Here is a 14,272-nt window from a genome sequence, read left to right as displayed (position 1 = left end):
CGCCGGCGCGCGCGCCACCCTCGCTGGCCTGATTCCGCCGTTGCGTTCGATCGCGCGGGCCCGCGCCCGCCGCCGAGACCTGCCTGGCCCGAGCCGGCCGCCTCGTCCCGAGCCAGCGCGCCCCGTCGCGCGATCGTCCGTTCCTTCGATCTCCTGATATTCGTGGCGAGACCACCATGTTCAAGCGTTTGACCGCCTTACCGCTGCGCGCCTCGCGCGGCGCCGCCACGCTCGCGCTGGTCTGCGCGGCGCTGGCCGGCACGGCCGCCCTGAGCGGCTGCCAGCAGGACCAGCCTTCGTTCAACAACCTCGACATCACCGGCAACACGCAGTTCGGCAAGGACTTCTCGCTGCCCGATACCGACGGCAAGCCGCGCAGCCTGGCCGACTATCGCGGCAAGGTGGTGGTGTTGCTGTTCGGCTATACGCACTGCCCCGACGTGTGCCCGACCACGCTGGCCGAGCTCGCGCAGTCGCTCAACCAGCTCGGCCCCGACGTCGCCAAGCGCGTGCAGGTGCTGTTCGTCAGCGTCGACCCGAAGCGCGACACCGACCAGGTGCTGTCGCAGTACGTGACCGCCTTCGATCCCTCGTTCCGCGCGCTGCGCCCGGCCAACGACGCGCAGTTGAAGCAGGTGACCAACGACTTCCGCATCACCTACGAGCAGGTGGCGGGCAGCAAGCCCGACAACTACTCGATGAACCACACGGCCGCGAGCGTGGTGTTCGACCCGAGCGGCAAGCTGCGCCTGTTCGCGCGCGACGGCCAGGGCACCCCGCCCTGGGTGCACGACCTGCCGCTGCTGCTCAAGGGCAGCGACGCCTGAGGCGCCGCCCCTCACGACATCACGCATCACTCATATTCCAAGGACATCCGAACCATGAAAACCGCCATCCGCCTGCTCGCCGCCGCCTCCCTCGCCGTCGCCGGCTCGTCCGCCTTCGCCGCGCCCGACGCCCTGTCCGTCTCGAAGTGCTGGATCCGCGCGATGCCGGCCGGCATCCCCTCGGGCGGCTTCTTCGAAGTCGCCAACCGCGGCGACAAGCCGGTCCAGCTCACCGGCGTCGATTCCGACGCGTTCGGCATGGCCATGCTGCACCAGACCCAGAGTAACGGCAGCATGTCGAAGATGGTGATGGTCGACACCGCCACGGTGCCCGCCAAGGGCACCCTGTCGTTCGCGCCGGGCGGCTATCACGTGATGCTGGAAGAGCCCAGGCAGGCGCTCAAGATCGGCTCGACGATCCCGCTCACGCTGAACTTCGGCGACGGCGAGAAGCTCAGCGCGCAGTGCAAGGTCGAAAGCCCCAAGGCGATGTCGAAGTAAGCCGCCTTCCCTAGAACCCAACCGGAATCCCGCCATGAAGATTCGCCAGTTCGCGGCGCACGGCGCCGCCGCCCTGCTGCTCGCGGCCGTCGCGCCGCTCGCCTTCGCCCACGCGCATCCGAAGCAGCGCAGCCCCGAGGCCGGCGCCACCGTGCCGGCCGCCACCGCCAGCGTGTCGATCGACTTCGACGAGGGCCTGGAGCCGGCCTTCAGCTCGCTGAAGGTCAGCGACGCGGCCGGCGCCTCGGTCACGCGCGACAAGTCGAGCGTCAGCGGCAACGACAAGAAGCACATGAGCGTCGATCTCGCCGCGCTCAAGCCGGGCGTCTACACGGTCAACTGGGTGGCGGTGGCCACCGACGGCCATCGCACGCAGGGCAGCTACAGCTTCACGGCGCAATAAGCGTCGCCCGGCTTAACCAGGCAACATCAGGCAACACCAGGCAGCACCCGCGGTACCTTTATAAAAAGCAGTAAAAAAAGCAGTAACGACAAGCAGGGGACGGCCCGCGCGCAATCCATCGCGCGTGGGCCTCCTTCCCCGTGCGCTCCCGCATCCTCCCTCCCTCGGCACACTTTTTCGTCAGGCTCGTGACAGATCGCCCATCACGCGCGTCTTAACGAAACCTTGACATCGCGCCGCCTACACTGCGCGATGGAAAAACGAATCATTTCCATTTGACGACGCGGCACGACACTTCCCGCGCATCCGGCCGATCGCCTCGATCGCCTGCCGCTGCGCTCCCGATGGAACAGCCAGGACCTTGAAATCGCCACGATGGGCAGCGACGGCCGTTAGCGGCGATTTCGCGGCAAGCAAGCGCGCCACCCCGGCGCCGCGCCGCCCCTGGTGGCTGGCGCTGGTCGCGCTCGGCGCGCTGCTGGCGGGCCTGGCGGTGCTCAGCCTGCTGGTCGGCTCGCATGGCTTGCCGATCGCGATCGCGCTGCGCTCCTTGTGGCACGCGCAAGGCGAGGCCTGGCCGACGATCCGCGACTACCGGCTGCCGCGCACCGAACTCGCGATCCTGGTGGGCGGCGCACTCGGCCTGGCCGGTTGCCTGGTCCAGACCCTCACGCGCAATCCCCTGGCCGGCCCCGGCATCCTCGGCGTCAACTCGGGCGCGGGGCTGTTCGTGGTGCTCGGCATCGGCGCCGGTGTGATCGCCCCGCTCGCGCAATTCGGCCTGGCCTTCGCCGGCGCCGCCGTGGTCGCCGGCCTGGTGTTCGCCTCGCGCCTGCTGTCGCGTTCGAGCGACCCGGTGCGGCTGCTGCTGACCGGCACCGCGCTCGGCGCCAGCCTCGAATCCACCACCGCCGGCCTGAGCCTGCTCCAGCCCAACAGCCTCGAACAGTTCCGGCTGTGGGCGGTCGGCTCGGTGGCCGATCGCGGCGAGGCCATGCTGCCGATCCTGGCCGCCTGCCTGCTCGCGGGCCTGGCCGCCAGCCTCGCGCTGGCGCGCCCGCTCGACGTGGTGGCGATGGGCGACGAACACGCGCTCGCGCTCGGCATCCATCGTGGGCGCCTGCTGATCGCCTGCGGCGCCGTGATCTCGATGCTGTGCGGCGCGGCCACCGCCGCCGCCGGCCCGATCGTGTTCGTCGGCCTGCTGGTGCCGCACCTGGCGCGGATGCTGGTGGGCATCGGCCTGCGCCGCGTGCTGCCGGCCTGCGCGCTGCTCGGCGCGGCGCTGCTGCTCGCGGCCGACATCCTCGGCCGCCTGCTGGTGCCGGGCAGCGAGATTCCGGCCGGCGCGGTATCGGCCGTGATCGGCGCGCCGCTGTTCTTCGTGCTGATGCGGCGCGCGAAGTTCGCGCCATGACACCCGCGCGACCGATGCCTCGCCGCCTGCCTGCGATCGTGCCCGCGATCTTGCCAGCGATCCTGCTCGGACTCGCGCTGCTGGCCGCCACGCTCGCGGCCCAGCTCTGCCTCGGCCCGTTCGGCATCTCGCCCCGCGCGCTATGGCATGCGCTGCTCGATCCCGCCTCGCCCGACCGCTTCGCGGTGCTCACGCTCGGCCTGCCGCGCTACCTGCTCGGCGCGCTGGCCGGCGTCGCGCTGGGCGCCTCGGGCGCGATCTTCCAGACCGTCACGCGCAACCCGCTGGCGAGCCCCGACGTGCTCGGCTTCGGCGCCGGCGCGGCCAGCGGCGCGATCCTCGCGCTGCGGCTCGGCGAGAGCCGGCCGGGTTTCACGGCAGGCATGGCGGTGGCCGGCGGGCTGCTGGCGGCGCTGGTGGTCTATGGGCTGGCCGGCGGGCTGCGCGCCTCGCCGCGCCGGCTGATCCTGAGCGGCATCATGATCTCGGCGCTGCTGGCGGCCGTGAACGGCTACCTGCTGCTCGACGCCGACGTGCAGGACACCCAGGTGGTGCTGGCCTGGCTGTCGGGCAGCCTCAATACCGCCGCCTGGCACGACCTGCCGGGCCTCGCCGCGGCGCTGGCGGCCCTGATCGCGTTGTGCCTGCTGCGGCATCGCAGCTTCGGGCTGATCGAACTGGAGGACAGCCTGGTCACCACGCTCGGCGCGCGGCCGGGCCGGCAGCGCGCCGGCTGGATCGTCACCGGCGTGCTGCTGGTGGCCGCGGCAACCGCCGTCACCGGCCCGATCGCCTTCGTCGCGCTGGCCGCTCCGCATATCGCGCGCCGCCTGCACGGCGGACGCCTGGCCAGCCCGCTGGCGCCGGCCCTGGTCGGCGCCGTGCTGGTGACGGGCTGCGACGCGGTGGCCGCCAACGCCCTGCCCATCCATCCGCCGGTGGGCATCGTCACGGGCGCGCTCGGCGGCCTGTACCTGCTCACGCTGCTGCTGCGCGCCGATCGCCCCGGCGCGCGCGGCAACGCGTTTTGAAAGGATCACGAATGATCGGCTCCGAACTTCTCCATCGCCCGCGCCTTCGCGCGATGCCGGCCGCCGGCGCGCTGCGCCGCTTCCTCGGCCTGGCCGCCGCGACCACGCTGCTGCTAGCCGGATTCGGCACCGGCCGCGCGCAGGCCGAAACCGCGCCCGCCTTCCCGGTCACCATCGCGCATCAATGGGGCTCGACGACCATCCCGCGCGCGCCGCAGCGCGTGGTGGTGCTGGGCTGGAACGAGGCCGACGTGGTGCTCGCGCTGGGCGTCACGCCGGTGGCGATCCAGGACTGGCAGCAACTGGGGCTGAAGGACGGCCAGGTCAATCCCTGGTCGCAGGCGCTGGTGCACGGCACGGCGCCCGTGATCCTGCCGCGCGGCGACCTCGACTTCCGGCGCATCGCCGCGCTGCATCCGGACCTGATCCTCGACGTCAACGGCCGCGACAACAGCTCGCAAGCCAATTACGCACTGCTGTCGCGGATCGCGCCGACCGTCGCCTCGCCGAAGGAGGTGCGCGACAACAACCTGCCCTGGCAGCAGCAGGTGCGCATCGATGCGCTGGCGCTCGGCCGCGTGGCGGCCGGCGAACGGCTGATCGCCGATACCGAGGCCCGCATCGCCGCCGCGCGGCGCGCCCACCCGGAGTTCGCCGGCCGCAGCTTCAGCATCGACTGGGGCGTGCAGAACGGCTGGCATGCCTATGTGGAAGGCGATGTGCGCCCGCGACTGCTGGAGGATCTCGGCATGAAGCTGTCGCCGACGCTGAAGACGCTGCCCGCGCGCAACTACTACGCGGACCTGCCGATCGAGCGGACCTCGGCCATCGACGCCGACCTGGTGGTGCTGGTGGCCTTCGCGCGGCCGGCCGCCTCGCTGCTGGCCGAGCCGGCGGTGCAGGCGCTCGACGCGGCGCGCCGGCATCGCCTGGTGGTGCTCGACAACCAGCGCGACGCCGCGCTGCGCGCCGCCTTCGCCACCGGCTCGCCGACCAGCATCGACGCCACGCTCGACCAGTTGGTGCCGCGCATCGCCCGCGCGCTGGCCGGAGCCGGCCAATGAACGGCCGCGACCCGCAACAGCCCGCCGCGCGCCGGGAAGAAGGCCTGCGCGCGGTCGACCTGAGCCTGCACTATCCCGGCGGCGCGCCGATCATCGCGCATCTCGACGTGGCGATCGCGCCGCATGCGTTCACCACCATCGTCGGGCCCAACGGTTGCGGGAAGTCGACCCTGCTGAAGGCGCTGAGCCGCGTGCTGAGCCCGCAGGGCGGCGCGGTGCTGCTGGACGGGCGCGAGGCCGCCGGCTACGCGCCGAAGGCCTATGCGCGCCAGGTCGGCTTCCTGCCGCAATCCTCGACGGCACCCGAGGGCATCACGGTCGCCGAGTTGGTGGCGCGCGGGCGCTATCCCCATCAATCGTTGCTGCAGTGGACCAGCGAGGCGGATCGCGCCGCGGTGCGCGAGGCGATGGCGCGCACCGACGTGGCCGAGCTGGCCGGGCGGCGCGTGGCGGAACTGTCGGGCGGGCAGCGCCAGCGCGTCTGGATCGCGATGGCGCTGGCCCAGCAGACCGAGATCCTGCTGCTCGACGAGCCCACCACCTATCTCGACCTGGCGCACCAGATCGACGTGCTCGAACTCTGTCACGAGCTGAACACGCGCTTCGGCACCACCGTGGTGGCCGTGCTGCACGACCTGAACGAGGCCTGCCGTTATGCCGACCGGATCATCGTGATGAAGGACGGCCGGATCGTCACCAGCGGCGAGCCGGGCGCGGCGATCACGCCGGCCACCGTCCGCGAGGCTTTCGGGCTGGAGGTGCGCGTGATCGAGGATCCCGTCACGGGCACGCCGCTGGTGCTGCCGCTCAGGGCCGGCAAGCGGCGCGGCGCGGCAGCCTCGGCGGCGGCCTGACGATCGGCACGAAGATCGGCACGAAAATCGCGGCCGGCTTCAGGCCGCTTCGGCATCGCCTCGGGGCCGCTTCGCGATGAAGTCGATCTCCACCAGCGCATCGCGCGCGAGCCCCGTCACGCCGATGCAGGTTCGCGCCGGCAGCCGCTCCGGCGGGAAATAGGACGCGTAGGTCTCGTTCATGACGGCGTAGTCGCGCTTGAACTCGGTGAGGAAGATGCGCGCCGACAGCACGTGCTCCAGACCCAGCCCCAGCCCTTCCAGCACCAGGATCAGGTTGTCCATCACGCGGCGCGTCTGGGCGAGCACGCCGCCGGGCAGCGGCGCCTCGTCGTCCTCGGGCCAGGTCGGCATCTGCCCCGTCACGAAGATCCAGCCGTCGCGCTCGGTCGCGTGGGAAAACGGGCCGACCGGCGTCGGCGCGCCCTCGACCATCCAGAACTTCGTATCGCCATCCACCTGGGAAACCATCGGCGTCGCTCCGCGCATGAGGAAAACGGGAGCGTCGATTCTAGCGAGCCAAAAATCGGCGCGCGGCCCGCTCCCGCTTGCCTGTCGCCGGGCTCAGAACGCGTAGCGCATCCCCGCGAACAGGCTGCGCCCCTCGCCGGGATAGAAGATCGCGGTGCTCGAGGCGGTCCGCGCGTTGGCGACGGTGCTGATGTCCGAGACGTAGCGCTTGTTGGCCAGGTTGCGCGCGTCGAGGTAGATCGACAGCCCGTTGCGGAAGTCCATCCCCGCCTGCAGGCCGAACACCGTGTAGCTTGGCGCGCGCAGCGTGTTCGCGTCGTCGGCCCAGGCGCCCGAGGGCACCCAGTCGACGCTCGCCGAGACATGGAAGCCATTCGGCCGCGTATAGGCGAGCACGCCGCGCAGCACGTTGAGCGGCACGCCGGCGATGCGGTTCGAGCCGTATTGCGGATCGTCCTTGAAACGGAAATCGCTGAGGTTCCAGACGCCCGACACGCTGATGCGATCGCCCGCGCCGCGGCGCGTGACGTCGCGCCAGAGATCGAAGGCGGCGCCGGCCTCGATGCCCTGCAGTACCGTGCGCTTGGCGTTGAAGGTGGCGGCCGGGATGTCGGGATTGGTGGTGTATTGCAGCAACTGGTCGCGCACCAGCGAGCGATAGGCGGTCAGGTCCCAGCTCAGCCGGTCGTGCGTGCCGCGCGTGCCGAGCTCCAGCGTCCAGGCGTGCTGCGCGGCCAGCGGCGTGAACTGGGTGGTGGTGGCGAAGGTCTGCGCGAGATCGGTGAAATCGGGCACGTCCTGGCTGCGCGTGATGTCGACGAAGGCCTGGACCTCGCGCCTGGGCTGCCACAGCAGGCCCAGCTTCGGGTTCACGCCGCTGTAGGAGGCGCGCGTCGACTTGTAGTTCGCATCGTTCGGCAGGCCGCCGTAGTCGATGTACTCGCGCACCGAATGCAGCAGCTTCACGCCCGTCATCAGCGCGACGGTAGGCAGGAAGAACAGCCGGTTCTCGACATAGGCCTCGTAGTTGAAGGCCGTTTGCGTCGAGTCGAGCGTCTGCGCGCCGCGATCGCCGTTGACGTTCAGATACTGGTTCGCCTGCGTGCGTCCGCCGAAGAAGCGCGCGCCGACGATCAGCTCGTCGCGCATGCCGGCCAGCTCCGGATGCAGGCTCAGGCGCGGCGCGAAGCCGTAGGTCCAGCCGTCCTGGTCGATCGCCTGGAAGATCGGGTGGTAGAGGCTCTTGTGGATCGCCCAGGTGTCGAACTGCAGCTCGCCCTGGTCGAGCTTGACCGTGGTGCGGTTGGCGATGCGCTCGGTGCGCGTGTTGCGCGCCTGGTCGCCCGACAAGGCGCTCGGCGCCGCGCGCGTGGGATTGTTCAGCGCATCGGCCAGCGACAGCGAACCCGGCAGTTGCTGGTCCACCACGTAGGCGCCCACGTAGAAGCGCGTCTCCACGCTCGGGCTGAAGCGATAACCGACGTTGGCATTGAACTGCTCGTACTGGCCGCGCTCGTGGTCGCGCCAGCCGTCGGCGTGGTTGACGCTGAAGGTGGCGAGGAAATCGAGCGGGCCGATCACGCGCGAGATCTGCGCGCTGGTGCGCAGCGTGCCGTGGCTGCCGCCCTCGATGCGCAGGATGTTCGGCGCCTCGGCCGTGTAGGCGGTCGGCGTGACGAAGTTGATGGCGCCGCCCAGCGTCGAGGCGCCGTATTGCAGGCCGTTGCCGCCCTTGTAGATCTCGGTGGCCTGCAGGCCGAGCGGATCGATCTGGTAGTAGTCGCCGCTGCCGTCGGCGAGATTGGTCGGGATGCCGTCCTGCAGGATGTCGAGGCCGCGCGCATGGTAGCCGCGCGCGATGCCCGAGCCGCGGATCGACAGGCGCAGCTCCTGGCCGTAGCGATTCTCGACGAACACGCCCGGCGCGTCCTTCAGCACGTCGCGCAAGGTGAAGGCATAGCTGTTGGTGTAGCTGGCGGCATCGACGAAACCGACCGAGCCGACCGTCTGGTCGAGCCGGCGCTTCAGCGCCTCGCTGCCGAGCGAGGTCGGCGAGGCGTTCGCGCTGGCCTTCACGGAGATCGAGGGCAGCGGCGTGGCCGGCGGCTCGCTCGCCGCGTCGGTGGTCTGCGAAACAGCGGCGGAGGCGGACAGCGCTGACAGCGCGCCGGCCATCGCGATGGCGATGCGGGAAGGACGGATCATTTTTCGTTCTACTGATGGCTCGTTATCGAAACGGCTCGACCTCGACTCGGACGATCGAGCGCGGGGCGGCCGGCGTCGAGCGCCGGCCCTTCGATCGGCTCGCGACACGCCCCCCGGCGTGTGCTGCCAGGCCGCCGGCGCGCCGATCACGGCGCCGGCGGCGACACTCAGGCGGCCCCGCGCACGGCGCGCCCGAACACCAGCCGGTCGGCCAGCCAGACCGCCACGATGCTCGCCCCCATCAAGGGGAACACGATGCCGAGCAACACCAGCCCGGCGATCCAGCCGCGCATCGGCGGCGCGGCGCGCTCGCGGGCCGGCGCGCCGAGCGTAAGCGCCGGGCGCCGCTTCCACCACATCACGAAGCCGGTCACGGCCATCGCCGCGAGGCCGAGCGAGATGGCCGCGCAGATCAACTGGTTGGCGAGCCCGAAATAGCGGCCCATGTGCAGCGCGGTGCCGTAGGACACGGCCTGAGCGACGGCGCCGTAATCGCCGTAGCGGATGTCGCGCAGCACCTGCCCGCTGTACTGGTCGAGGTAGATCGTGCGTTCGGCCTTCGGATCGGCCGGGAAGTAGGACACCGTGTAGACGCCGTCGGCATCGACCGGCAGCACCAGCGAATAGCCGCTCGTCACGCCCAGCGTCGCCACCTTCGCGACGGCATCGTCGAGCGTCAGCGGATGCGCGGTGGGCGCCGCGCTCGAATCGGGCACCGGCACGTTGCCGACCGCCCAGGGCGTCTGCGGCAGCGGTAGGTCGTCCATCACCATGCCCGGCATCGAATCGTCGCCATGCGCGTGATGCATCGGCGCGGCGGCGGCCGGGGCCGCCTCGGCCGCCTTCGCGCCGGGTCGCGTCGAATGCAGCGAGGAGCCGCCCCAGGCGCCCGGCGGCGAACCGAGGTTGACGCTGGTGGCCAGCGACTTGAACTGCTTGCCCCAGGAGCCGGTCCACGGCAGCCCGCTCAGCACGAAGGCCAGCGCGCCGAGCGCCAGCCAGATGCCGAGCGAGGCATGCACGCTCTTCCACAACGGCCGGCCGCGCAGGCCCGCATCGGGCAGCAGCGCGCGGCGCAGCCGGCCCGGCTCGCGCGGCCACCACAGCGCCACGCCGGTGCCGATCATCACCAGGGTCCAGCAGGCCACCAGTTCCATCAGCAGCTCGCCCGGCTTGCCGAGCAGCAGCTTGCGATGCAGCATCCGGTCGACCTGCATGAAGCGCGCGTCGACGCTCAGCGTGCCGAGCACGCGGCCGTCATAGGGGTTCACGTAGGCGCTCTCGCGGCTGCCCGAGGGCAGGCGGAACACGAATTCGGCGCTGCGATCCGGCTCGCGCCGGATCTCGGCCGAGACCGGCTTCGCGCCGGCGGGCATGGCCGCGACGGCGCGCTGCAGCAGCGTATCGGCATCGAGCCGCGGCTCGGCGCCGGGCGTGACGATCAGCCGGTGCGGATAGAGCAGCGGCTCGATCTGCGGCTGGAAACAGTAGATCGTGCCGGTGACGGCGAGGATCACGAGAAACGGCATCACGAACAGGCCGGCGTAGAAATGCCAGCGCCAGAGCGTGCGATAGCCGGCTTGCGGGGAACGGGCGGACGTCATCGCGTGCCCGACGGTGGTCGACATGCTGTCAGCTCCCGGTGGTGATCGTGGGTCGGCGGCGGCCGTCGAGACAGCCGCGCGTCGAACGGGTCGTCGCGCTCATCGAGCGCGCGAGGACGAGCGGCAGCCGCGCCTGATGCGCGGCCGGCCGTCATCGCTCGCGCAACGCGGGCGCGCGACGGGATTCATGCTTCGGATTTCGCTACGAGGTCGCGCCGAAGGCGGCGGCGCGAGGCGCGCCGCATCGGCGGAGAAGGATCAGGCGAACAGCGGCGGAGCGCGGGAAGGCGGACGATCGCCGATCGTCAGGCGCAGGGCCTGGCGCGTGGCGGGACGCGGCCAGGCGGCACGCGCGATGGAAAACGGAAACAGCAGGACCAGCAGCAGGCAGGACGCCAGCGCCGTGAACAAGGCGATCGCGAACGGGCAGATGTCGCCCGGGTTGCCCGCGGCGGAGGACGACTCGCCCGCGCCTTCGTGATCGTGATGCGCGAGCCGGCTGGCGAGCGCGGCGGCATCGTTGGCGGGCGTGATCGGCGCATCGGCATCGAAGCGCGCGGCCAGCGCCGCCGCGCCGAGCAGCAGCGGGCCATGGCCCGAGCACAGCACCACCGCGCCCGCGTCCGGGCCGTCCGGATCGAGCATCACGGCCCCGGAGATCAGCGCGCGAGACAGCAGCACGGCCAGCAGCAGGCCCCACAGCAATCGTGTCGCGACGCCGCCCCGCAGCAGGAAGTGGCGAAGTGCGTTCATGGCGCGCGATTGTAACCCTCGTAGGCGGGCGACGTGAAGTCGCACCGACTGATGCCCGGTATCGGTGCCGGAACGGCGGTTTCCAGGCCCACGCCCGGTTCCCCGGAAGTCCTTGGAAATCGGCGGCGAGCACCGCGCCCGGCGGCGGCCGATCTCGATATGCGACATCGCGTCGCGGTTCGGTCGAGGCGGGGAACGCGGCTACAATACCGCCGCCATGAGCCGACTCCGCCATCTGCTGGCACGGCGCGCCGATCATCCGCTGCTCTCGCTGCTGATCCTCTGCCTGCTCGCGTTCCGCCTGATCTTCCCGACCGGTCTGATGCTCGACCCGGACGCGGACGGCGGCTGGGCCGGCCTCGCGATCTGCAGCGGCCATGGCCCGCTCGACCTGACGCCCGCCGCCCTGCAGGCCAACCAGGACCTGTCGCGCGCGCTGGGCTCCGCGCTCTCGCCGACGCCCGACACGCATCACCAGCGCGCCGGCGCCAGCGCCGAGCTGTGCCCGTTCAGCGCCTCGCTGGCCGCCGCGATCGCGCTGGCCGTGGTGGTCCTGGTCGGATGGGCCCGCCTCGACGTGGTGGCCCGGCGCGCGGCGCCGCGCCTGCTGCGATTCCGCCAGCATCACGCCCACGCGCGCCCCGGCGCACGCGCCCCGCCTCGCACCCTTCCAGCCTGAACGCCGGTCCGGCGTGCCGCGCCGCTGATTCCCGTCGTGCCTGACTGCCCCGGTCGTTCTCGATCGTGGCCGGGTCACGCGTTCGGGTTGGCTGCGCCGCGCCTTCCTGGTTCGTCGTTTCGTCATCCTCTGCGTTTTGCATTCGGCCGAATGCGCGTCTCGCTTGCACGCTTCACGACATCGTGACGACCGCGTGCGATGCGCCACGTCCATTCGCGACGCAAGGGGAACGCCGACCGCGACAGCCAGACCGGACCCGCCGCGCTCGCGGTGCCGCGCCGACCAAGTCTCGGACGCGCGCCGTCCCATTCCGCTTTCGATCGACTTCGCCTGATTGCCATGAAGCCTCATCCGCTCACCACGCTCTGCGCCGCGCTTGGCGCCCTGCCCGCCTTCGCCTTCGCCGAATCGCCCCCGGCCACGCCGGGCGGCGCCCTGCCCACTGTCCAGGTCAACGCCACTGGCGACAGCAATCTGCGCCGCCCCCAGGAAACCGGCAGCCGCCTCGGCCTGACGCCGCTCGAAACCCCCGCCAGCGTCGAACAGATCGACCGCGCCACCCTCATCGAACGCGGCGACGCGTTGATCGTCGATGCCGTAAGCCGCGCCACCGGCATCGCCGCCTCGCCGCATCCGGGCAACGGCGACTCCGAGCTGTCGGCGCGCGGCTTCGTCGGCGCCTCCTCGGTCACCCAGTTGTTCGACGGCGTGCGCCCTTACGGCGCGATCGGCGTGACCTATCCCTTCGACACCTGGTCGGTCGACCATATCGACGTGCTGCGCGGCCCGGCCTCGGTGATCTACGGCGAGGGCGCGATCGGCGGCGTGGTCAACATCGTGCCGAAGAAGCCGAGCCGCGGCCCGATCCAGAACGAGCTGCAGATGGGCATCGGCACCGAACGCACGGCGCGCCTGGCCTTCGGCAGCGGCGGCGCGATCAACGACAAGCTGTCCTATCGTTTCGACGTCAGCGGCAACCGCTCGGCGAACTGGGTGGACGCCGGCAATTCGCGCAACCTGTCGATCTCGGGCGCGCTGCGCTACGACCTCACGCCGGACCTGTCGATCACGGCCTCGTACGCTCAGGGCTACCAGCAGCCGATGCGCTATTTCGGCATCCCGCTGGTGAACGGCACGCTCGATTCGGCCCTGCTCAATAAGAACTACAACGTCGGCGACAGCCTGATCTCGTTCCGCGACAGCTGGGCCACGCTGAGCGCGAACTGGCAGCCGAGCGAGCAGTTGAACGTGACCAGCACCTTCTATCGGATGAAGAGCAACCGCCACTGGAAGGATGCCGAGAACTACACGTTCCTGCCCGCGACGGGCCAGGTACAGCGCGGCAGCTACACCGAGATCCTTCACGACCAGCAGCAGTTCGGCAACGTCACCACCGCCACCGTCGAAAGCAGCGTGCTGGGCCGGCGCAATACCTTCTCGGCCGGCTTCGAGTTCAATCACACGAGCTTCCGCCACGACAACAACTCGCCGTACTCAGGCAGCTCGCTGGTCGATCCGTTCGCGCCCGATCCGGGCAGCTTCCTCAACCTGGCCGGCACGCGGCCCAAGTACGACTCGCAGGCCAACCAGTACGCACTGTTCGCCGAGGACCGGCTGGCGCTCGGCTCGCGCTGGTCGGTGGTCGGCGGGCTGCGCTACGACCACGCCAGCGTCAACCGCGACGATCTCGTCAATGGCGGCGGCTTCACCCGCGTCTATGCCAATACCGGCTGGCGGCTCGGCACCGTCTACGACATCGCGCCGAACTTCACCGTCTACGGCCAGTATTCGGTGGCTGCCGACCCGGTCAGCTCGCTGCTGATGCTCAACTCCTCGAACGCGAACTACCGGCTCGCCACGGGCCGGCAGATCGAGGTGGGCTTCAAGCAATCGCTGCTCGACGGCCGCGCCGAGTGGACGTTGGCCGCCTACCGGATCGTCAAGGACAATCTCGTCACCGCCGATCCGCAGAACCCGAACCAGTCGCTGCAGGTCGGCCAGCAATCCTCGCGCGGGGTCGAGGCCAGCTTCGGCCTGCAACTCACGCGCGAGCTGCGCATCGACGCGAACCTGGCCGCGCTGCGCGCGAAATACGACGACTTCGTCCAGCAAAACGGCGGCGTGGCCGTCTCGCGCAACGGCAAGGTGCCGACCTCGGTGCCGCAGCGGCTCGCGAACCTCTGGCTGAGCTGGCGGTTCGCCTCGCAATGGACCGGCATCGGCGGGCTGCGCTATGTGGGCAAGCGTTATGCCGACAGCGCCAACCAGCTGGTGATGCCGTCCTACACGACCGTCGATCTCGCGCTGGCCTGGCAGCCGCGCAAGGACACCACCGTCACCGCGCGCGCCTACAACGTGTTCAATCGCCATTACGTGCAGAGCGCGTATTACAACCAGACGCAGTACCTGATCGGCAGCGACCGCAGCTTCGAGCTGCTGCTCAACTACCGGTTCTGAGCGGCG

At 70.6% G+C, this 14,272-nt stretch carries 13 protein-coding genes; 9 read left to right on the top strand and 4 right to left on the bottom strand.

All coding sequences use genetic code 11. The features are described from left to right. Nucleotides 1-176: 176 nt before the first annotated feature. The 7 genes from F3J18_RS12440 to F3J18_RS12410 all read left to right on the top strand — a co-directional run bounded on the left by F3J18_RS12440 (nucleotide 177) and on the right by F3J18_RS12410 (nucleotide 6,097). A complete protein-coding gene (locus tag F3J18_RS12440) occupies nucleotides 177-827 on the top strand; it encodes an SCO family protein (protein WP_166912967.1) in 651 nt (216 codons plus the stop codon). A gap of 54 nt (nucleotides 828-881) precedes the next feature. After that, the gene (locus F3J18_RS12435) at nucleotides 882-1,328 is read left to right on the top strand and encodes a copper chaperone PCu(A)C (RefSeq protein ID WP_166912966.1); all 447 of its coding nucleotides are present in this window, start codon (nucleotides 882-884) and stop codon (nucleotides 1,326-1,328) included. 34 nt (nucleotides 1,329-1,362) lie between these two features. Further along, a complete protein-coding gene (locus F3J18_RS12430) occupies nucleotides 1,363-1,731 on the top strand; it encodes a copper resistance protein CopC (RefSeq protein WP_166912965.1) in 369 nt (122 codons plus the stop codon). Between the two features lie 361 nt (nucleotides 1,732-2,092). Beyond that, nucleotides 2,093-3,148 carry an iron ABC transporter permease gene (locus F3J18_RS12425; protein ID WP_166912964.1) on the top strand — a complete coding sequence of 352 codons (1,056 nt, stop codon included), beginning with the start codon at nucleotides 2,093-2,095 and terminating at the stop codon, nucleotides 3,146-3,148. Between the two features lie 50 nt (nucleotides 3,149-3,198). Further along, the gene (locus tag F3J18_RS12420; RefSeq protein WP_166912963.1) at nucleotides 3,199-4,179 is read left to right on the top strand and encodes an iron ABC transporter permease; all 981 of its coding nucleotides are present in this window, start codon (nucleotides 3,199-3,201) and stop codon (nucleotides 4,177-4,179) included. 11 nt (nucleotides 4,180-4,190) lie between these two features. Further along, nucleotides 4,191-5,243, top strand: a complete 1,053-nt coding sequence (locus F3J18_RS12415; protein ID WP_166912962.1) for an ABC transporter substrate-binding protein — start codon at nucleotides 4,191-4,193, stop codon at nucleotides 5,241-5,243. After that, nucleotides 5,240-6,097 (top strand): ABC transporter ATP-binding protein, encoded by an 858-nt coding sequence (locus F3J18_RS12410; protein WP_025100946.1) that lies wholly within the window; start codon nucleotides 5,240-5,242, stop codon nucleotides 6,095-6,097. The genes F3J18_RS12415 and F3J18_RS12410 overlap by 4 nt, the downstream gene beginning before the upstream one ends. A gap of 39 nt (nucleotides 6,098-6,136) precedes the next feature. On the opposite strand, the gene F3J18_RS12405 is transcribed toward F3J18_RS12410, so the two are convergent. The 4 genes from F3J18_RS12405 to F3J18_RS12390 form a co-directional block, all read right to left on the bottom strand. Next, entirely contained in the window at nucleotides 6,137-6,568 is a 432-nt protein-coding gene (locus F3J18_RS12405) for a RidA family protein (RefSeq protein ID WP_166912961.1), read from the bottom strand. Nucleotides 6,569-6,661: 93 nt separating this feature from the next. After that, nucleotides 6,662-8,773: a TonB-dependent receptor gene (locus F3J18_RS12400; RefSeq protein ID WP_166912960.1), complete on the bottom strand. Its 2,112-nt coding sequence runs from the start codon at nucleotides 8,771-8,773 to the stop codon at nucleotides 6,662-6,664. A 167-nt stretch (nucleotides 8,774-8,940) separates the two neighbouring features. Then, on the bottom strand, nucleotides 8,941-10,401 hold the full coding sequence (locus tag F3J18_RS12395; RefSeq protein ID WP_166912959.1) for a PepSY domain-containing protein: 1,461 nt from the start codon (nucleotides 10,399-10,401) through the stop codon (nucleotides 8,941-8,943). 234 nt (nucleotides 10,402-10,635) lie between these two features. Next, the gene (locus tag F3J18_RS12390; protein ID WP_166912958.1) at nucleotides 10,636-11,130 is read right to left on the bottom strand and encodes a hypothetical protein; all 495 of its coding nucleotides are present in this window, start codon (nucleotides 11,128-11,130) and stop codon (nucleotides 10,636-10,638) included. Between the two features lie 217 nt (nucleotides 11,131-11,347). On the opposite strand from F3J18_RS12390, the gene F3J18_RS12385 reads away from it, so the two are divergent. Further along, on the top strand, nucleotides 11,348-11,809 hold the full coding sequence (locus tag F3J18_RS12385; RefSeq protein WP_160638732.1) for a DUF2946 family protein: 462 nt from the start codon (nucleotides 11,348-11,350) through the stop codon (nucleotides 11,807-11,809). A gap of 339 nt (nucleotides 11,810-12,148) precedes the next feature. Then, nucleotides 12,149-14,266 (top strand): TonB-dependent receptor, encoded by a 2,118-nt coding sequence (locus F3J18_RS12380; RefSeq protein WP_166912957.1) that lies wholly within the window; start codon nucleotides 12,149-12,151, stop codon nucleotides 14,264-14,266. Nucleotides 14,267-14,272 lie beyond the last annotated feature (6 nt).

The sequence above is a fragment of the Burkholderia sp. Ax-1720 genome, assembly GCF_011753035.1.
In the GTDB taxonomy this organism is placed as follows: Bacteria; Pseudomonadota; Gammaproteobacteria; order Burkholderiales; family Burkholderiaceae; genus Burkholderia; species Burkholderia gladioli.
The sequence above is the reverse complement of the archived record's forward strand: the minus strand, read 5'-3'. Positions and strand labels throughout refer to the sequence as shown.